The sequence below is a fragment of the Williamsia sp. Y853 genome (assembly GCF_056786495.1).
Window position 1 is genome coordinate 458,053 of the sequence record NZ_JBXCJC010000003.1, and the last position, 19,153, is coordinate 477,205.

Sequence of the window (19,153 nt, forward strand, 5' to 3'; positions counted from 1 at the left end):
TCTTACTGCCGGTGCCGCGGCTCGGCGTGGCAAGCACCGTGGCTCCTGGCCGGGCCCTAACGTGGTGCCGGTGAACAGCAATGGTTCTGATCGTTATGGTCGAGATGTCCTGTCCGGACCGCGGAAGAGCACCCGGCCCGTCGTCCCCGAGGTCGCTGCCGAGCGTGACCTCGTCGTCGAGGATGCGGCCAGCGGATTCTGCGGCGCCGTGGTCGGCTTCGAACGCAGCTACGACGGAGAGTTCGTGCGACTGGAAGACCGTCGGGGACTGACCCGGATCTTCGCGATGCGGCCCGCTGCGTTCCTGATCGACGGCAAAACTGTCACATTGATCAAACCGGTGGTGAAGGCACCGTCGGCACCGGCACGAACGGCGTCCGGTTCACGGACGGTGGCCCGGCAGCGGGCCCGGGTCGCCCGGGCGAGCCGCCTGTTCGTCGAAGGCGTTCACGATGCGGCTTTGATGGAACGGATCTGGGGCGACGATCTGCGCGTCGAAGGCATCGTTGTCTCGAGCCTCGACGGCCTCGACAATCTCGATGAAGCACTTGCCGAGTTCGAGCCCGGCCCCACCCGCCGGGCCGGCGTCCTCGTGGACCACCTGGTGGCCGGTTCCAAGGAATCCCGGCTCACCGAGCGGGTCGGCGAACATGTCCTGGTCACCGGGCATCCGTACATCGACGTCTGGGAAGCGGTGAAGCCCGCCGCGGTGGGGATCAAGGCCTGGCCGAAGATCCCGCGGGGTATCGACTGGAAGACCGGTATCTGCCAGGAATTGAACTGGGGTACACCGCAAGACGGCTGGCGGAAGGTGAACTCGTCCGTGTCGAGTTTCCGTGACATCGAGGTTCCACTGATCCGGGCTGTCGAGGAACTGATCGATTTTGTGACCGCAGTCGAATAACGAAACTACCCAGACTCACTTTGCGTGGCACAGTGGATGTGTGAGCGCAGTCATCTGGCTCGTGGCCGGACTGATACTGATCGGCGCTGAGGTCCTCAGCGGCGATCTGATCCTGCTCATGCTCGCCGGCGGCGCATTGACCGCGGCCGGGGTCAACGCAGTCTTCGGCACACCGCTGTGGGTCGACGGCACCGTTTTCGCCCTGATGTCGCTGCTCTTGCTGTTTGCTGTCCGTCCGGTTGCCAAGCGACACATGTACAACCGTCCCCGGCTGGCCACCAACACCGAAGGTCTGATCGGCCGTCACGGCGTGGTCGTTGCTGCCATCGACGGCGATTCCGGACAGGTCAAGTTCGACGGAAGTGTGTGGTCGGCGCGGGCCGCGCATCCAGCTGACCGGTTCGCCGAGGGCGAATCGGTGACGGTTCTCGACATCGAAGGCGCCACCGCCGTGGTGTGGAAAGGATGAGCACCATGCTGGTCGGACTGGTGGTGATCGTGGTTCTGGTCTTGGTTGTGGCCGTGATCCTGGTGAAGTCGGTCGCGCTGATCCCGCAGGCCGAGGCGGCGGTGATCGAGCGTCTGGGCCGATACATCAAAACCACGTCCGGGCAGCTCACACTCCTGATTCCGTTTGTCGACCGCATCCGGGCCCGCATCGATCTGCGGGAGCGGGTGGTCTCATTCGCACCGCAGCCGGTCATCACCGAGGACAACCTCACGGTCAACATCGACACCGTCGTCTACTTCCAGGTCACCACCCCGCAGGCCGCGGTCTATGAGATCAACGACTACATCGTCGGTGTGGAACAGCTGGCCACGACCACGCTGCGCAACGTGGTCGGCGGGATGACCCTCGAAGAGACCCTGACCTCGCGTGAGTACATCAATGCGCAGCTGCGCGGTGTGCTGGACGAGGCCACCGGTCGCTGGGGTCTGCGGGTGGCCCGAGTGGAGCTGAAATCGATCCTGCCGCCGCCCTCCATCCAGGAATCGATGGAAAAGCAGATGAAGGCCGACCGCGAGAAGCGCGCCACGATCCTGGCCGCCGAGGGCCAGCGCGAATCGGCGATCAAGACTGCGGAGGGCAACAAGCAGAGTCAGATTCTCTACGCCGAGGGCGCCAAGCAGGCGGCGATCCTCACTGCCGAGGGCAATCGGCAATCGCTCATCCTGCAGGCGCAGGGTGACCGGGCTGCGCAATACCTGCGCGCCCAGGGTGAGGCCAAGTCGATCGAGAAGGTCTTCGCCGCGATCAAGGCCGCCAAGCCCACGCCCGAACTGCTGGCCTACCAGTATCTGCAGCAGCTTCCGGAGATGGCGAAAGGCGAGGCCAGCAAGGTGTGGGTGGTCCCGAGCGACTTCGGTTCGGCACTACAGGGTTTCGCCAAATCGTTCGGGATCCGGTCTGATGACGGTGTCTTCCGCTATGAGGCCCCTGCCGACGACAGTCCGGCGCCGGTCGATGAGTCCGACATCGCCCACTGGTTCGAGAAGGCCACCGATCCCGTGGTCGCGCAGGCTGTGGCCGCGGCCGAAGCAGTTGCCCGGACACCGATAGCCGATCAGCCTCCGCTGTCGGCCCGTCCGCTCGAGCCCACACTCCCGGCTCCCGGTCAGTACCAGGCCCCGGCCGGTAGTGACGCCGCGCAGGACAAACCTGCACAAGGCTGAGACATCGGCCGTTGCGCAGTACCCGCGGGCGCTGTCAGTGCACCAGCAGGTAGGCCGCACCGGCGGTCGCCGCGGCCCAGACGACCGAGGCGAGCGTCCCGATGATGAACTGCTCGGCCGCACCCGGTTCGCGGAGTTCGGGATAGCGGCCGAGCCCTTTGATTGCGAGCACGATGGCGATGGCCTCGGGCCATTGCAGACCGAGTGCTGCGACCACCACAATGCGTTCGAGATACCCGATGACGCGGCCACCACGTAGCGGGGTCGGTATCGGCGCCGGATCGGTCCCCGGGTTCGGTGGCGGCGTGGGGGTGTCGAGTTGCCAGGGTTCGATACCACCCAGCAGGAGCGCCGCCCGCACCATCAGGGTGCCGCCGGTGACCGCAGCGGCAACGGTCAGGCAATGGATCACCACCGCTCCGGCGCCTGCGGCCGGATCGGCGACCAGTCCCAGGATCGCCACCAGCCCGAGCACTGCCGGCGCGATCATCGCCGCAGCGATGTTCATCGGGCGCCCGTGCCCGAGAGGCAGTCGACTGATCAGCAGGGGCAGGCATGCGGTCACTGCCAGCAACACGACGGCCGCGATGATCACGGGTGCGCGACCTCGAGTAGATGGGTGGCGAGCACGCGGGTGTCCTCCTCGATATGCCAGTCCGCGGCCTGAAGTCGTTGCGACATCGCCTGCGGTGTGATCCCGAGTGTGGCAGCCGCCTCTGACTGACTGTGGCCCAGGCGCATCTGCCGGACCGCTTCCTGTCCGGCGGCGCTACGTCCGGCGGCGGTGCGGACGAGCAGTCGCAGCGCGGTTTGTGCATGACCGTCCGCAGCAGTGCCGAATCCGACCACGCTCACGCGGTATCGGGTGTTCTTCGCAGATGTGACGGCCTCCCGGGCCCGCTCGAACGCCTGCCCGCGACCGGCCCGGGTCTGCTCCGGCAGGGGGAGTTCGACGTCACCGATCCCGACGCCGATGCTCCAATGACCGTCGGCGGCCAGGATCGTCACCGCGTCGGTGACAGCGGCGGGATCGTCGAGGACCGCCTGTAGTTCGTCACCTGCGGTCCGATCGAAGGGCCGGATGGTCGGCACGACGGCAAGAGCGGCGAGGGCTGCCGGAACCCGATCCGGTTCGCTTCGGCTACGTCGCTGATCGATCGTCAGTACATACATTGCATCCTCCGCACCGATTCAGACACAGGAGCTATCAAGGATTGAACCTTGAGTGGAGACTATCAAGTAAATGGACTTGATAGTAGACAGTCAAGCTTTTTAACTTGATGCGACCGGGTTGGAGTCCGAGGGATTCGAACGTCCGGCGCCGCCTTGAGCTTCCGGTTCGTCGTGCGTCGGTTCATTGACTTCAAGGCGGGCATTGACTCCCAGGCGGGCATCGACGATCAGTCCGATCACTCCGACGCTGAACAGGCCGGCCGACAGCACCAGTGACCAGATGTCGCCCTCGCCGGTGAGTGCATCACCGAGCAGGACCACCGCTGCGGTCCCGGGCAACACCCCGACAACGGTCGCGAGCAGATATGGCACGAACTTGATCGACGAGAGTGCCGCCATGTAGTTGGTCACCGAGAACGGGCACGCGGCGATCAGGCGCAGCGACCCGACCGCGAGCCATCCGCGCCGCTCCATGCGCACCTCGACCGCGCGGGTGACCGGGTAGTGGAGATAGGGCTGAATGCGGGCCCGGCCGAATCTGCGAACCAGGAAGAAGGCCGCCACCGCCGCGAAGGTCGTCGCCAACATGGCACCGGAGAAACCGACCGCCGGGCCGAAGAGCAGCCCCGACGCAACGGTGAATGCGGACCGCGGAATCGGGAAGATCACGATGATCGCGTACGCGACGAAAAAGAACCAGACAAACGCCGGGCCGAACGAATCGGCCCACTCCCGGAATCGGGAGACCGATGGGATGGGCGCCAGGTAGGCGGCGAGCAGGACCGCGATCACAGCTATGAGCCCGATCACAGCTCGGGTCACCGCGGCCTGACGGGTGACTCGACCTTTGGTTTTCACGGCCCCAACCATACGGCCGACCGCGGGGCCTGCGGGTGTGCGCGACACCACTGCGATAGCACCCACCTCGACTTATGGCCCGAGTGATCGATCGGATAGTGTCGATTCCACGTTCTGATGCGACCGAGATCACGACGTCACCAGCCGATCGAAGGGCTCACCCCGAATGCCGGATACCCATTCCGACCTCCAAGACCTGGAGGCCAGTTACCAGCGATGGTCCGACTCTGCCGCGCAGGTGCTGGCCAAGTCCAAGCGGATCGACGCCGCGGACCTGAGCGACAGCCCCGAAGCGCTGCTGTCGACCATCACGCCGGATGAACTGGTCATCAAGCCGCTGTACACACGACGCGACGAGCTCGACGAGCCAGGCCTTCCGGGTTCGTACCCGTTTGTCCGCGGCAGCGACGCCACCCGCGATGTGAACATGGGTTGGCGCGTCACCGAGCGCTTCGGTGATCCCACCGGAGAACCCCAGGATCCGAAGGCGCTCAACGCCGCGATCCTGGAGGCACTCGACAACGGTGTGAGCGGTCTGTGGTTGGCGGTCGGCGAGAACTCGATCGCCCCCGAGCAGCTGGCCGCAGTCCTGGCCGGGGTGTTCCTCGACCTCGTTCCGGTCACCGTCGACGCCGGTGCCCACGGAATCGATGCGGCCCGCGCCCTGCAGGCGCTGCTGCCCGAGACCGCGTCGCTGAGCACCGTCGCCTCATACGGCCTGGCGCCGTTGACCGCGGCCCTGTCCGGTCGGCCGACCGTCGAGCTCTCGGATGCGATCGCGATTGCCCGAGAATCGGGAGCCGGCGTCCGGGCCATCCGCGTCGACGGCACCGACTTCGCACTCGGCGGGGCCACCGACGTCCAGGAGCTGGCCTTTGTGGTGGCCGCGGGTGTCGAATACCTGCGTGAGCTCACCGTCTCCGGCCTCGACATCGACAAAGCGCTGGCGCAGTTGACCTTTGCGTTGTCGGCCACCGACGATCAGTTCGGCACGATCGCCAAGTTCCGGGCGATCCGGCGGCTGTGGGGCCGCGTGGCACAGGTCAGCGGTGCACCGTCGGCGGGCGCAGCGGTGACCCACGGTGTCACTGCGCTGAGCATGATGAGTCAGCGTGATCCCTGGGTGAACATGCTGCGTGTCACGACCGCGACGTTCGGTGCCGGAGTCGGTGGCGCCGACCAGATCACGGTGCTGCCGTTCGATGCTGCGCTGGCACCGGCCGATCGCACAACCAACCCGAGCTTTTCGCGCCGCATGGCCCGCAACACGCAGTTGCTGCTCCTCGAGGAGTCCAACGTCGCCAAGGTCATCGACCCGGCGGGCGGCTCCTGGTTCGTCGAGTCCCTGACCGACGACCTCGCCGTCGCTGCCTGGGCGTTGTTCCAGGAGATCGAGGGCAAGGGCGGATACCGTCAGGCGCTGGCCGACGGCTGGATCGCCGAGCAGATCGCCAAGTCGGTCGAGGCCCGCGACAATGCGGTGGCGCACCGCACCACCGCGCTCACCGGTATCAACGAGTTCCCGAACCTGGGAGAGAAGCCCCTCGGTACCGCAGGCGCGGCAGATGTTGCCGACCAGCCCGCATCGGCACCCAACCTGGCGCGGATCGCGCGGCCTTTCGAGCGTCTGCGCGATCGATCCGATGCGTACCTCGCCGCTCACGGCCGTCGTCCCACGGCGATCATGCTGCCGCTGGGCTCGGTGGCCGAACACAACGGCCGCACCACGTTCGTCGCCAACCTGTTGGCTGCCGGTGGTATCGAAGCGGTCAATCCCGGTCCGCTGGACGGTGATTCGGTGGCCGCTGCGATCTCGGCGGCCGGCAATCCTGCGGTCGCAGTCCTGTGTGCGGCAAATCCTCGTTATGGGTCCGACGGCGGCGGCGCCCTTCAGGCAGCCCGCGCCGCCGGGGTCGAAACCGTGCTGTTGGCCGGTCCGCCCAAGGCCTGGACCGACGCCGCAGATACCCCGGATGGATTCCTGCAGGTCGGTATCGACGCCATCACCACGTTGACCGACCTGTTCGACAAGATCGAGGCGAAGAGCTGATGACCAGTACCCAAAAGAAAATCGCGAGTTTCGCCGATGTCCCGCTGTCGGATGCGGCAGCAGCACCTGTAGCCGGTGACAGTGACAAGCTGATCTCCGATCTGGCTCAGGCGCACGGATATTCGACCGAGCAGGTCACCTGGAGCACGCCGGAGCAGATCGACGTGAAGCCGATCTTCACCCGTGCCGACCGTGACGCGGTGACCGCCGACGGCGAGCATCCGTACCCACTCGACACCGTGCCGGGTTCGGTGCCGTTCCTGCGCGGTCCGTATCCGACGATGTACGTGAACCAGCCGTGGACGATTCGGCAGTACGCCGGTTTCTCGACCGCGGCCGAGTCCAACGCCTTCTACCGTCGCAACCTCGCGGCCGGCCAGAAGGGTCTGTCGGTGGCATTCGACCTGGCCACCCACCGCGGCTACGACTCCGACCATCCTCGGGTGGCCGGTGACGTCGGTATGGCCGGTGTGGCAATCGATTCCATCCTCGACATGCGTCAGCTGTTCGACGGCATCGACCTCGGGTCGGTGTCGGTCTCGATGACGATGAACGGCGCCGTGCTGCCGATTCTCGCGCTGTATGTTGTGGCCGCCGAGGAGCAGGGTGTGCCTCCGGAGAAGCTCGCCGGGACCATCCAGAACGACATCCTCAAAGAGTTCATGGTCCGAAACACCTACATCTATCCGCCGAAGCCGTCGATGCGGATCATCTCGAACATCTTCGAGTACACCAGCCTCAAGATGCCGAAGTTCAACTCGATCTCGATCTCGGGCTACCACATCCAAGAGGCCGGTGCCACAGCCGATCTGGAGTTGGCGTACACCCTCGCCGACGGCATCGAGTACCTGAGGGCAGGCGTCGACGTCGGTCTCGACATCGACAAGTTCGCACCCCGGCTCTCGTTCTTCTGGGCCATCGGCATGAACTTCTTCATGGAGGTCGCGAAACTTCGCGCGGCGCGGCTCATCTGGAGTGAGCTCGTGGCGAAGTTCGACGCACAGAACCCGAAATCGTTGTCGCTGCGGACACATTCGCAGACCTCGGGCTGGTCGCTGACCGCACAGGATCCGTTCAACAACGTTGCGCGGACCTGCATCGAGGCGATGGCCGCGACCCAGGGTCACACCCAGTCGCTGCACACCAATGCCCTCGACGAGGCGCTGGCACTGCCCACCGACTTCTCGGCACGTATCGCCCGCAACACCCAGCTGCTCCTGCAGCAGGAGTCGGGCACCACGCGTCCGATCGATCCGTGGGCCGGATCGAACTACGTCGAGTGGCTGACACACGAACTCGCCAACAAGGCGCGTGCGCACATCGCCGAGGTCGAAGAGGCCGGCGGCATGGCGCAGGCCATCAACGAGGGCATCCCGAAGCTGCGGATCGAAGAGGCTGCGGCACGTACGCAGGCCCGGATCGACTCCGGCCAGCAGCCGGTGATCGGCATCAACAAGTATCAGGTCGACGAGGACCAGGAGATCGAGGTCCTCAAGGTCGAGAACTCGAAGGTCCGCGGCGAGCAGATCGAGAAGCTGGAAAGGCTTCGCGCCAGCCGTGATTCGGCAGCCGTGGAGACCGCACTGGCCAACCTGACGAAGGCGGCGGCCTCGTCCGAGGGCGGCCTGGAGAACAACTTGATGGCGCTGGCGATCGAGGCGGCCCGCCATCAGGCCACCGTCGGCGAGATCTCCGAGGCACTGGAGAAGGTCTACGGCCGCCATCAGGCAGAGATCCGCACCATCAGTGGTGTGTACCGACACGAGGCCGGAACCGTGCAGAACATCGACGACGCCATCGATCTGGTCAACAAGTTCGCCGAAGCAGAAGGTCGGCGCCCGCGCGTGCTGGTCGCGAAGATGGGCCAGGACGGCCATGACCGCGGACAGAAAGTGATCGCGACCGCCTTTGCCGACCTCGGCTTCGACGTCGACGTCGGCCCGCTGTTCCAGACCCCGGACGAGGTGGCGCTGCAGGCCTCGGACAACGACGTGCATGTCGTCGGTGTCTCGTCGTTGGCGGCAGGTCACCTCACCTTGGTGCCCGCACTGCGCGATGCACTCGCGAAGGTCGGGCGCAGCGACATCATGATCGTGGTCGGCGGTGTCATCCCGCCCGGCGACTTCGACGAGTTGTACGAGGCAGGCGCTGCCGCGATCTTCCCTCCGGGAACGGTCATCGCCGATTCCGCCGTGGAGCTGATCAAAAAGCTCGCTGCTGAATTAGGGCATGAATTGGGAACCGGGGCTTGAGCTGACTTCGTGAGGGTGAGTGGAGTACATGCCTAGACCCCCTTTGGATCTGGCTGCGCTGGCCGATGCCGTCCGCGCCGACAAACGACCTGATCTGGCTCGAGCCATCACACTGGTCGAATCGACGCGGGCGGATCACCGCGCCCAGGCACAGGAATTGCTGCTGTCACTGGGGACCGACTCGGGTAAGTCCTACCGGGTCGGTATCACCGGCGTGCCCGGCGTCGGCAAATCGACGACCATCGAAACGCTCGGGATGTACCTGATCGAGCAGGGGCACAAGGTCGCCGTGCTGGCAGTGGATCCGTCGTCGACCCGTACCGGCGGATCGATCCTCGGTGACAAGACCCGGATGGGTCAGCTTTCGGTACACCCGAACGCCTACATCCGGCCGTCGCCGACGTCGGGCACCCTCGGCGGTGTCGCGAAGGCAACCCGCGAGACGATCGTGCTGCTCGAGGCCGCGGGTTTCGACGTGGTGTTGGTCGAGACCGTGGGTGTCGGGCAGTCCGAGGTCACGGTGGCGGGCATGGTCGACGTGTTCTGCTTCCTGACCCTCGCGCGCACCGGGGATTCGTTACAGGGCATCAAAAAGGGTGTCCTGGAACTCGCCGACATCGTGGTCGTGAACAAGGCTGACGGCAAATATCTGACCGACGCCAAGAATGCGGCCCGAGAGTTGCAGGGCGCATTGCGTCTGTTGACGCCGCATGAGGCGATCTGGCGTCCTCCGGTGCTGACGATGAGCGCCATCGAGGGGACCGGAGTTGCCGAGTTCTGGGAGACCGTCCTCAAGCACAAGGAAGTCCTCAGTGCGGCAGGCGAATTCGAGGCCCGGCGCAGCCGTCAGCAGGTCGAGTGGATGTGGGCGATGGTGACCGACCAGCTCTTGCGCCGGCTCGACGCAGATCCCGAGGTCCGGGCGATCCGCAACAGCGTCGAAAGCGACGTACGGTCCGGCACGCTCACCCCGGCACTGGCCGCCGCGGCGATCGTCAAGGCCTTCGACAGCTAACGGCTTGCGTCGTAGGCCACCAGGCCGGCGACCACGACGTCATAGCCTGCGCAGACCGGTGGATACCAGCCGGGCAGCTTCGACGAATGGTCCTGGGTGTGCAGATAGTCGAACCCGGCATGGGCCATCCACCCGGCTGCGGCGATGGTGCGGGCCGGGCCTGTCGGAAGCAATGCGGCGCAGGCGGCGACCGCACCGGCGGCGGCCAGAGCGACGACCTCACGCCGTACGGCGCCCGGATCCGCGCCACGCCATGAACGCGTGAGCGGATAAACGGCAGCGGCCACCGGCAGACCTGCGCCGATGACCACGATGCGTGCTCGGGGTGAGAGGCGATCGCCGATGGCCAGGTTCACCCCGGCGGCCAGAGCGGCACCTGCTCCGATGGCCAACAGTTCTTTCGAAACAGCTGTCGCAGATGGCATCGTCGCACCTATCGTCGGGGAACCGTCCCATCGTGCACGGCGACCGCAAACGCCGCAATCCGTTCGATCAGATCGTCGAAGAAAAGGTCCGCATCGGTGGTTGTCGCGATCTCGGCGTTGACCGGACGATTCCAGAAACCACGTTCGTCGGCGACCGTCGTGCCGCGGGTCAGCGTTCCGTCGATCTCGACATCGACACAGGCGAGCCGGGTGCCTGTCACCGAAGGATCGAGCGCGACTGCCGCGGCGAACGGATCGTGCATGTGCGCGATGTAGCCCTCGGATTGCGCTTCGTGGAACTCGAAGTAGAACCGGACCGCATCGACGAGATGGCGGACGATCACGTTGTCGGCCACGGAACGGGTTCCGGGTTCGTCATCCGGTCCCGGCTGCTCGACCGGACTCGATTCGGCCAGCGCGGCCAACCGCCCGAGATGGTCGGGGGTCATCCGGATGGTCTCGGTGAGGTCGAGGGGGCAGATGATCGGACGAGGTGCACCGTCCTGACCAAAGGCTGCGAACACCTCCTTCGCGGCCTCCGGATCCACGGCGATGTTCCACTCCGTGGTCGGGGTGGTGTTGCCACTCTGATGGAACACCCCACCCATGATGACCAGGCGGCGAAGTCTGCTCGGCAGCAACGGATCCCGTCGGATGGCCAGGGCCAGATTGGTCAACGGGCCGGTCACCAGACCCACGTACTCGCCGGGACTCTCGGCAGTCAGCTCGATCCAGGCGTCGGCCGCATCCCGATGGGACTGCATGGATGTCGCAACCGGTAGTTCGGCGTATCCGATGCCCATCGGGCCATGGGTTTCCTCGGTGGTCATCAACGGCGCCTCGAGTGGTCCGTCGGCGCCGACGCACACCTCGATGTCGTCGCGGCCGCAGAGCTGCAGCCAGGCCAGGTTGTTGGCGCAGACGACGTCGGTCGGGACATTCCCACCGGTGGACAGGACGGCCCGGACATCTGCCGACGGGTGCGCGAGGAGGTAGAGCAAGGCCAGGGAATCATCGATTCCGGTGTCACAGTCGAAGATGAGGGGCACTGAAATCACCATTCGACCCTAGTCGACCTCGGTGTCACTGCCTGAGTCGAGCGCAGGAACTGCAGCGACGAGCGTCTGATGCCAGGCCGCCCAGCGATCGGGGAAGCACCGCCCCAATAGATCGAGCATGATCGGGAAGGCAGTGGATGCGCCAGGTGAGGCGCCGAGGAGTCCGGCGGCCGTCCCACCGGCGCTGACAGTCAGTTCCGTACCCATTCGCAGTTCGCCGATTCCGGATCCGGGTGGTGAAGCCGGCGTAAGGATCGAACAGCAGCGATTCGGACCCGCCGACCCAGGAATGGCCCATCGAGAGCCGGGTCAGCGCTACGAGGCTGCGTTGACGATGGCAGTGCAAACTTCAACCGGGTGAGTTTCAGGTAGCCAGTGCCCGCCGCCGGCCAAGGCGATGAACTTGATATCAGGAACGGTGTCGACGGTCCTGCGCGCTGCGGCAGGGCCGAGAAATGAGTCGTCTTCGCCCCACAGGTAGGTGGTCGGCGGAACATCGTGCTGGTGCCGGTCCGGCGACTTGCCGACCTTTAGGGCTGAACGCGGCCACAAGCGTTCGATGAGCATCTGGCGGTACCAATTCAGCGACGCACTCGCTCGGCCAGCGTCTTCTCGCATGAGATCTCGGTAGTAGGTTGCACGTTCGGCAGGGAGACCACTTCGGACGAGGAACTTGTCAAGGAACTTAGCGAGGAAGGCCTCGGGCACACGGGGGACAGCGATCGCAGTGATGTACCAGCTACGAAGCGCTTGGTCGCTTCGTGACATTGCCCAAGCCAAGGCGGTGGGGTGCGGCGTGGAGATGATCGTGACCGACAAAAAGAGATCGGGGTAGGTTTGCCGGAGCGTCCAGAGAAGCGAGCCGCCCCAGTCGTGGCCGACCACGTGGACTGGTCCACCTATGGTCTGGACCAGAGCCACAACGTCGCTGGTAAGACAAGCGACCGAGTAGCTGCGCCGATCCTGCGGCCGCGCGGTGGAGGAGTATCCACGGAGATCGGGTGCATACGAACGGTAACCACGGTCCGCAAGCAGGGCTGCGACTTCGATCCAGCTCGACGAATCTTGCGGAAAACCGTGGAGCAAGACGACCGGGTCGCCGTCGGGGGGACCCGACACAGTCACGGGGAAGGTCAGGGAGTCCGAGGTGAAGGTGTCCAAGAGGAGTTCCTTTTCGGGTTGGCAGATTGAAGGATTCGACACGACACGAGTCCCGTTGGTGCCTCCGTGGACGATAGCGGAGTTCGGTGCCTGGCTTGAAAAGAGTTCGACCGCGAGTTGATCCTCAAGCCTGGCCAGCGCACCGGGGCGCGTTCGACAGCAATGAGGCGCGCGGCCGGGATTCTGGGGACTCGCGTGGCTGTATGGATGGATTGGTCTCGACCCACACGCCACGCAGGGCGCGGACCTGCTGCAGATGCCGCCAGCCTGGGGCCGGCTGCAGTGCCTTCGCTGTTGGCGGGTTTCTACGCCGAGGCACCACAAGTGCGACTCTCATTGCGCCAGGCCCACGCCGCCGAACTCGTCCACGGCCTCATGACCGGAGAGCTCGACCTCGCGATCGTGATTCCGCAGCGCTCGGAATTGCCGTCGTTGCCGCTGAGTCGACAAGAGTTGCGGCTGAACGTATCTCGGTACCATCACCTCGCCGGCCATGGCACGGTCGACCTCGGCGATCTGGCCGCGGAGACGTTCATTGCTAACCCGCCCACCTTCAACCTCCGCACACTTCTCGAAAGTTGCTGCGACGATGCCGGATTCATCCCGAAAGTGGCGCTGGAGATCGCCGAGTTCGACACGGTGCGCGAATTGGTCGCCCGAGACCTCGGTATCGCAATCTTGCCGGGCGCCGAGATATCTCGCGGTGACGTGGTCGAAATCCCGATGAGCGGCAGCTACACCCGGGCAATTTCGCTGGCTGCACGCCCAGGGCGGATGACACCTGCCGCGACCCGGCTGCGTGACCACCTACGCAGGCATGCCAGCTTCTGAGACCGAAAAGGCGGTCACCTCACTGCCCGAGAACTATTCATAGGTGGGCATTTTCGTGCGGATGCCGTCAGGGCGTCGTGGGCTTGTCCTTGTCGTCGATAACCGTCGGCGGACCGCCGGGGTGCGGCGCGCCGCCCTCGTTGAGCCAGTCGGCGATCTCAGCGGCATCGTCGCTGGTGACGGGCCGGCGCCTGCTGAAAAGGGACTTGACCTTGTTTCCTATCTTCGACATGCGTTGATGTTACCGACGTGGATGGAGTGCGAAGCCGATTGACGCCTGCGGGGGATCGCACACCTGCGCGGGGACTGTTCAAGACCCATCGATGCTGATAATCTGATCACATACGTTTCCACTTTAGCGGCTTCGTTGCCTGTCGAGAGGACATCGATGACCATCGCAGAATCCGGCCCCCAGGTGCGCGCCGTCCCGCCCGGTGAGGGCGAAGACTCGTTGATCAACAACGCCGACAACGACATCGAACTGGTCCCACCGGACTCCATCACCGCTGAGCAGACCGGCCATTTCACCTTTCTCCCGATCAACGGTGCGGCCTTTGTCATGCAGGTGATGCACCCGGTGATCGGCGATGTCGTCGGGAAGTACTCGGTGTTCCGGACCGATCCCGCAGGGCGCGCGATCCGCTCGATCGATTCGGTGCTGCGCTGGGTCTACGGCGGTGAAGAGGCAATCGCCGAGGGCCATCGCCTTCGCAAGATGCATCAGCCGCTGCAGATGAAGAACGCCGAGGGCAAGCACATCAGCGCACTGAATCCCGCGGCGTACCAGTGGGTCATCGCCACCGCGTTCCCGACGACGCTGGCGGCCGGACCGCTGCTGATCGGCCGTGATTTCAATGAGGAAGAGAAGTTGGAGATCCTGCGTGACAACCGCCGGATCGCCAAGATCGTGCAGGTGCCGATGAAGGGCTACCCCGAAACGATCGGGGAGTTCAACGAGTACTTCGACGACTTCGTCAGCAACAAGCTCGTTGCCCACGAGGTCGCGCTGACGCTCATCAAACAGATGCGCGAAGCACCGCCACTTCCGCCATCTGTGCCGGAAAGTCTGCGGCCGGCCACACGTGCGGTGGCGAAGTTCGCCAGCAAGCCGGTACAAGACCTGAACTACCTCACCACCGTCGGTGTGATGGATCCCCGGGTCCGTGAGATCCTCGGCCTGACGTGGAGCAACAAGGAGCAGCGCGATCTGGAACGGATGCACAAGGTGATCCGTGGGTCGTACAAGGTGCTACCGGAACGGCTGACGTACTTCCCGCTGGCCTATCACGCCCGCCGCCACCATGCCGCGATCCAGGCCATGAAAAAGCGTGAGAACGCTGGTGCGGCCTACAAGGTGCGCGAACGTCAGGCCTGATCGGAAACTGAAGCCGTCACCACAATCTCGAGGCCGATCCCGACGTCACAGATCGAGAGCCGACGGACGTCAGTACGAGTTTGCGAACTCTCGAGCTGATACAGCCCACTTTCCTTTGATGGGAAGAAACTCGTTGTTGTCGAGAAGCCTCCGTAGCGTGGGCTGCTTGTCAGCGGCGTGTTGCCACGCCAATTCGGCCAAGTCCTTGGAACTCATTCCCGAGTTTTCTTCGTCGTCGAACAATTCGTATTCCAGATGACCTGCCAGAGTTCGCGACCATTTGGCCTGCAGAGCGAGTAGCAGATCGTTTCTGTGCTCAAAGATGGTGGTGACTGCCGGAACTTCCTCGAATGGCAGTGAGTTTTGCCCGGTGCGGTGAGCATGGTTCAGCACTGCGTCGATTGCGCTGGTCCGTCGGTGAAAGTCGTCCCATCCCATGATGATTTCCTTCGTCTGTAGTGGCCACGAGGTGTGGCGCGAGGGGTGTTTGTGGAGCCATGGTTCGAGGCTAGGGCGGCGCCGGTCGCCGTCGCATCGGGCAACAGTTGTATTCGCCAGATGCACGCACCAGCAGCAATGGGTGTTTTGACCCACTGACCGAATGCTGTGAAAAGCCGTTCGGACGCGCACCACAAGGGACCGCCCGTGTCAGTTCAGTCCGTTTTGATAGGTATAGGCGGTCGCGGCGGCGCGCGAGGTGACACCGATTTTGGCGAAAATATTGCTCAGGTGGCGGGCGACAGTTTTCCGGCTCAACGACAGGTTTGCTGCCACCTCTTGATTTGTCAGTCCGCCCGCGACGAGTCGGAGCACCTCGGTCTCCCGGGCGGACAGACCGTCCGGGAGTGGTGGCGCTGGTTGCGTACACCCGAGCAATTCGTCGATGTGCTTCACATCCGGTACCGCGCCCAATCGGGCGAACACCGCACGACAGGTTGTCCATTCGAGGCGAGCGGTGTCCTCGTCGCCGACCGCACGACATGCCAATCCGATCAGCTGGTGGCTGCGCGCGGCCTCGTACGGCATGTCGAGGTCCGACCAGATTCGCATGGCGGATCGCAGGTCGGTGAGTGCGCGTCCGGGGTCACCGTCGCCGAGTCGCACTGCACCCGCCGCATGTGCGGCCGCGGCCCAGACCGACGGTGGGTCACCGTCGGATGTGATGGCAAGTTCTTCGGCGGCCGACCGTGCAAGTTCGAGGTCGTTTGAGAGCATCGCGATCTCGGCTTGGGCCGCAAGCAGTTTCGCCCGCGTGAGGCGGTCCGAGGGATGTTCGACCAGCGCACGTGAGATACCGGCCGCGGCTGCGTCGATCTGGCCTTCCGCGGCGCGCAGCAGCGCCAAGCCGGGCTGCACATCCAAGCCGCAGCCGCCGGCGTGCCCGAATGCCTCTTCCGCGGCAGGGAGATCACCGACCAGTCGCCGGATCTCGCCGACCTGGTACCAGGCCTGGCCGGTGTCGATGGCAACGCTTCCGTTCTGCTCCACACAGGCCCGCCGCGCTTCGCGTTCCGCGTTCGTCCATTCTCCGTGCAGGCGCATGAGCCGGGATCGGTGCATCCGGCACGAGCCGGTGATCGCGGTGGCGCCGTGCTGCGTGCGCAACCAGTTCTCGAATGCGGAGGTCCACGCGCTGGCGCGGCCGAAGTCCGAGAGGTGGTCGCACACGGTGATGGAGCTGCAGTAGATCCACCAGGAGCTGGTCGCATTGAGCTCGTGGGCAACAGCGGCGACCATTGCCTCGTCGAGCAAGGTGGTTCCACCGATTACGTCGCCGAGCGCGACGAGGGCGCGGCCCGCCTGGTGCAGGCTGATGTTCACCAGATCGGGATCTGCAAAACGCGTGCCGATCGTGGTTGCCCGACGGGCCTTGTCGAGGGAGGTGTCCAGATTGTGTCGTTGGAAGTTTGCCTCGGCCTCGGCGATGCACAGGTAGCCATGCACCGCACACTCCGGCTCTTCGTGTAGCAAGCGGTGCGCGCGGCCGAGCCACCCCAGGGCAGAAGGGACGTCACCGCGCATCAACAACACGAGGTGAATCCGGAACGCGCACATCGCGGCGCCGCGATTGTCGCCGGTGCTCACCAGTTGGCTGTAGATCCGGCTGCGCGCCTGCACACTTTTCTCGGTCCGACCGGTGAAGTGGGCAGACTCGGCGAGTGCCTCCAGATCGTCCGGACCCAAGGTCGTCGATTCGTCCGCGCTGTTGAGCAGCGTGTATGCCTCGTCCCAGACCCGTTTCCGGTAGGCGGCACGACCGCGCCCGAGATCATGGACCAAGACCATGCCATCGACAGTTCACCGCTTGACGCGCGAACGCAAGAGATCGCACAGCCGAACTCGGTTGAAATCGCTCCAGCCGTGCAAGCGTGCGCGAACGTCAGATCTGATTCAGAACATCTCTGGTCAATTCGAGTTGGCCCAGGTGCTGGGCCAACTCGCGCTGTAGGTGCATGAGGACCCACTCGGGAGATGCCGTCGCGGCTTCATTGCGCGTGGACCCGGTTGCGGCCCGATCGCGGAGGCCTTCGTCGATCGCGATGGCGACCCATTCCGGTAGCCGTGCACGAACTGCGTCGACCCGTTCGATCAACTCCGCCACCGGTCCGGTGGCAGTGAACTCGGCGTCGCGGTCTCGCGGGATCTTCAGGCCGGCGACGACCGAACCGGCCCAGTATTCGATGACGCCAACACAGTGAAAGACGATGGCGTATGGGCTGTTTGCGCCCGGCAGAGATGGTCTGGTGTTGGCGCGATCGTCGCCGAGCCCGTCGATGATCGCCACCATCGCGTCCAACGTCTCGCCGCAGACCGACAGCATCGCCTCGGTAAGCGGGTTGGTTTCCGATGTCTTCACCGTCAACCAACTACCACGGATACGGCTCGAAGTCCTTCAGGAAGCAGCCGTACAGGTCGATGCCGGCTTCACCCTGCACGATGGGGTCGTAGACGCGGGCGGCGCCGTCCACGAGGTCGAGTGGTGCGCGGAAACCTTCGTCGGCCAGGCGCATCTTGCTGGTGTGTGGCCGCTCGTCGGTGATCCAGCCGGTGTCCACCGCGGTCACCAGGATCCCGTCCTGATAGAGCTCACCGGCACTGGTGCGGGTCAGCATGTTCAGCGCCGCCTTGGCCATGTTGGTGTGCGGATGCCCAGGACCCTTGTATCCGCGGGAGAAGATCCCCTCCATCGCCGAAACGTTCACCACGTACTTGCGCCGAGACGACGACGCCTTCATCGCCGGGGTCAGCCGGGACAGCAGGATGAACGGCGCCACGCTGTTGCAGAGTTGCACTTCGAGCAATTCCAGCGGATCCACCTGATCGACGGTCTCCACCCAGCTGTTGCTGTCGACAAGGTCGGGGAGCAGTCCGCCTGCGTCGATCGCCGTGCCGTCCGCGATCCGGGCGGGAGCCGAGGAACCGGCTGTCATGGCCAGTGCGGCGAGCGCTTGGGCCGCGGCGTCACTGTTGCCGCCGGAGGCCAACGCATGCGGGTGCAGTTCGCTGCTGTCACCCATCGTCAGCAGCGGAACCGTCGCGGCCGAGCCGGTCAGTGGGGCGAGTTCGGCGTCGGCCAGTGAGCTGTAGGCGCCGGGGGAGCGGCGGACGGTCTGCGCGGCGTTGTTGACGAGGATGTCGAGCGGACCCTGCGCGGCAACCGAATCTGCCAGGGCAACCACCTGCGCCGGGTCGCGGAGATCGATCCCGACGACGTTGAGGCGATGCAGCCACTGATCGGAATCCGGTTGGCGGGCGAACCGCCGTGCGGCATCGCGTGGGAAACGCGTGGTGATGGTCAGTTCTGCGCCATCACGGAGCAACATCAGCGCGATGTACATGCCGATCTTGGCGCGGCCACCGGTGAGCAGCGCCCGACGACCGGTCAGATCAGCGTGCTGCTCGCGCTTGTGCCGATTGGCCGTCGCACATTCCGGGCAGAGCTGATGGTGGAAGGCGTCGACCTGCGTGTATTCAGCCTTGCAGATGTAGCAGTTCTGCGGCCGGATCAAGGTTCCGGCGCTCGTCCCGGGCGCACCCGTCAGCGGCAGACCCGCGGTTTCGTCGTCGATCCGGTCCGGCGATCCGGTTGCCGTGGCGGACAACACCTTTCGGTCGGCATCCGAACGGATCTGATTCCGTTCCTTCCGGCGGTTGCGCTTGGCATGCTTGAACATCTGCGCCACCGCGCGCTGCACCGCCACCGAGTCCGGATGCAGAGCATCGAGCTCGGTGACCTGGTCGAGGACGCGGCGGAAGACCGCCATGTCGGCGGCATCAATGAATTCGGTGGGTACGTCGTGCACGGTTAGCCAGTGTAATGGCTGCTCAGTAGTGTCTCGGACCGTTGACGCCAGGCAGCACCACCTGACGGCGTTC

At 64.8% G+C, this 19,153-nt stretch carries 19 protein-coding genes and 1 pseudogene; 8 read left to right on the forward strand and 12 right to left on the reverse strand.

The window, feature by feature from the left end; genetic code table 11:
* Positions 1-64: 64 nt before the first annotated feature.
* Genes AC1TPF_RS18295 through AC1TPF_RS18305 form a run of 3 tightly spaced genes read left to right on the forward strand, consistent with a single transcriptional unit; the run spans position 65 to position 2,578 of the window.
* Positions 65-904, forward strand: a complete 840-nt coding sequence (locus AC1TPF_RS18295) for a DUF3097 domain-containing protein (RefSeq protein ID WP_482139395.1) — start codon at positions 65-67, stop codon at positions 902-904.
* Positions 905-944: 40 nt separating this feature from the next.
* Positions 945-1,373: an NfeD family protein gene (locus tag AC1TPF_RS18300; protein WP_482139396.1), complete on the forward strand. Its 429-nt coding sequence runs from the start codon at positions 945-947 to the stop codon at positions 1,371-1,373.
* Positions 1,370-2,578 carry an SPFH domain-containing protein gene (locus AC1TPF_RS18305; RefSeq protein ID WP_482139397.1) on the forward strand — a complete coding sequence of 403 codons (1,209 nt, stop codon included), beginning with the start codon at positions 1,370-1,372 and terminating at the stop codon, positions 2,576-2,578. Before AC1TPF_RS18300 ends, AC1TPF_RS18305 begins: the two co-directional genes overlap by 4 nt.
* 34 nt (positions 2,579-2,612) lie before the next feature.
* Here the strand turns inward: AC1TPF_RS18305 and AC1TPF_RS18310 are convergent, their stop codons facing one another.
* From AC1TPF_RS18310 to AC1TPF_RS18320, 3 genes are all read right to left on the reverse strand, one after another.
* Positions 2,613-3,173 carry a hypothetical protein gene (locus tag AC1TPF_RS18310; protein WP_482139398.1) on the reverse strand — a complete coding sequence of 187 codons (561 nt, stop codon included), beginning with the start codon at positions 3,171-3,173 and terminating at the stop codon, positions 2,613-2,615.
* A complete protein-coding gene (locus AC1TPF_RS18315) occupies positions 3,170-3,751 on the reverse strand; it encodes a hypothetical protein (protein WP_482139399.1) in 582 nt (193 codons plus the stop codon). The genes AC1TPF_RS18310 and AC1TPF_RS18315 overlap by 4 nt, the downstream gene beginning before the upstream one ends.
* A gap of 99 nt (positions 3,752-3,850) precedes the next feature.
* A complete protein-coding gene (locus AC1TPF_RS18320; protein ID WP_482139400.1) occupies positions 3,851-4,609 on the reverse strand; it encodes a TVP38/TMEM64 family protein in 759 nt (252 codons plus the stop codon).
* A gap of 166 nt (positions 4,610-4,775) precedes the next feature.
* Between AC1TPF_RS18320 and AC1TPF_RS18325 the strand changes: the two genes are divergently transcribed.
* From AC1TPF_RS18325 to meaB, 3 genes are read left to right on the forward strand one after another with little or no spacing between them, the layout of a single operon-like run.
* On the forward strand, positions 4,776-6,659 hold the full coding sequence (locus tag AC1TPF_RS18325) for a methylmalonyl-CoA mutase family protein (RefSeq protein ID WP_482139401.1): 1,884 nt from the start codon (positions 4,776-4,778) through the stop codon (positions 6,657-6,659).
* Positions 6,659-8,911: a methylmalonyl-CoA mutase gene (gene scpA / locus AC1TPF_RS18330; protein WP_482144913.1), complete on the forward strand. Its 2,253-nt coding sequence runs from the start codon at positions 6,659-6,661 to the stop codon at positions 8,909-8,911. The genes AC1TPF_RS18325 and scpA overlap by 1 nt, the downstream gene beginning before the upstream one ends.
* A gap of 28 nt (positions 8,912-8,939) precedes the next feature.
* The gene (gene meaB / locus AC1TPF_RS18335; RefSeq protein WP_482144914.1) at positions 8,940-9,926 is read left to right on the forward strand and encodes a methylmalonyl Co-A mutase-associated GTPase MeaB; all 987 of its coding nucleotides are present in this window, start codon (positions 8,940-8,942) and stop codon (positions 9,924-9,926) included.
* On the opposite strand, the gene AC1TPF_RS18340 is transcribed toward meaB, so the two are convergent.
* From AC1TPF_RS18340 to AC1TPF_RS18355, 4 genes and pseudogenes are all read right to left on the reverse strand, one after another.
* Positions 9,923-10,351 carry a hypothetical protein gene (locus AC1TPF_RS18340; RefSeq protein WP_482139404.1) on the reverse strand — a complete coding sequence of 143 codons (429 nt, stop codon included), beginning with the start codon at positions 10,349-10,351 and terminating at the stop codon, positions 9,923-9,925. The genes meaB and AC1TPF_RS18340 overlap by 4 nt on opposite strands.
* An 8-nt stretch (positions 10,352-10,359) precedes the next feature.
* Complete coding sequence (locus tag AC1TPF_RS18345) at positions 10,360-11,400, reverse strand: nucleoside hydrolase (protein WP_482139917.1); 1,041 nt, start codon at positions 11,398-11,400, stop codon at positions 10,360-10,362.
* Positions 11,401-11,418: 18 nt separating this feature from the next.
* Positions 11,419-11,640, reverse strand: a pseudogene (locus AC1TPF_RS18350) (malate:quinone oxidoreductase); the annotation flags it as partial.
* Between the two features lie 84 nt (positions 11,641-11,724).
* The gene (locus AC1TPF_RS18355; protein WP_482139405.1) at positions 11,725-12,804 is read right to left on the reverse strand and encodes an alpha/beta fold hydrolase; all 1,080 of its coding nucleotides are present in this window, start codon (positions 12,802-12,804) and stop codon (positions 11,725-11,727) included.
* On the opposite strand from AC1TPF_RS18355, the gene AC1TPF_RS18360 reads away from it, so the two are divergent.
* Positions 12,778-13,401, forward strand: a complete 624-nt coding sequence (locus AC1TPF_RS18360; RefSeq protein WP_482139406.1) for a LysR substrate-binding domain-containing protein — start codon at positions 12,778-12,780, stop codon at positions 13,399-13,401. The two genes, AC1TPF_RS18355 and AC1TPF_RS18360, sit on opposite strands and share 27 nt — an antisense overlap.
* A 67-nt stretch (positions 13,402-13,468) precedes the next feature.
* Here the strand turns inward: AC1TPF_RS18360 and AC1TPF_RS18365 are convergent, their stop codons facing one another.
* A complete protein-coding gene (locus tag AC1TPF_RS18365; protein ID WP_482139407.1) occupies positions 13,469-13,633 on the reverse strand; it encodes a hypothetical protein in 165 nt (54 codons plus the stop codon).
* Between the two features lie 156 nt (positions 13,634-13,789).
* Here AC1TPF_RS18365 and AC1TPF_RS18370 point away from each other — a divergent pair, with 156 nt between their 5' ends.
* Positions 13,790-14,776, forward strand: coding sequence for an oxygenase MpaB family protein (locus AC1TPF_RS18370; protein WP_482144915.1), 987 nt, complete (start codon positions 13,790-13,792; stop codon positions 14,774-14,776).
* 69 nt (positions 14,777-14,845) lie between these two features.
* Here AC1TPF_RS18370 and AC1TPF_RS18375 read toward each other — a convergent pair whose 3' ends face one another.
* The 4 genes from AC1TPF_RS18375 to AC1TPF_RS18390 form a co-directional block, all read right to left on the reverse strand.
* Positions 14,846-15,214, reverse strand: a complete 369-nt coding sequence (locus AC1TPF_RS18375; RefSeq protein ID WP_482139409.1) for a hypothetical protein — start codon at positions 15,212-15,214, stop codon at positions 14,846-14,848.
* A gap of 210 nt (positions 15,215-15,424) precedes the next feature.
* Positions 15,425-17,062, reverse strand: a complete 1,638-nt coding sequence (locus tag AC1TPF_RS18380; protein WP_482144916.1) for a helix-turn-helix transcriptional regulator — start codon at positions 17,060-17,062, stop codon at positions 15,425-15,427.
* Between the two features lie 94 nt (positions 17,063-17,156).
* Entirely contained in the window at positions 17,157-17,633 is a 477-nt protein-coding gene (locus AC1TPF_RS18385; protein ID WP_482144917.1) for a DinB family protein, read from the reverse strand.
* Between the two features lie 10 nt (positions 17,634-17,643).
* Positions 17,644-19,041, reverse strand: a complete 1,398-nt coding sequence (locus AC1TPF_RS18390) for an SDR family NAD(P)-dependent oxidoreductase (RefSeq protein WP_482145144.1) — start codon at positions 19,039-19,041, stop codon at positions 17,644-17,646.
* Positions 19,042-19,153: the final 112 nt, after the last annotated feature.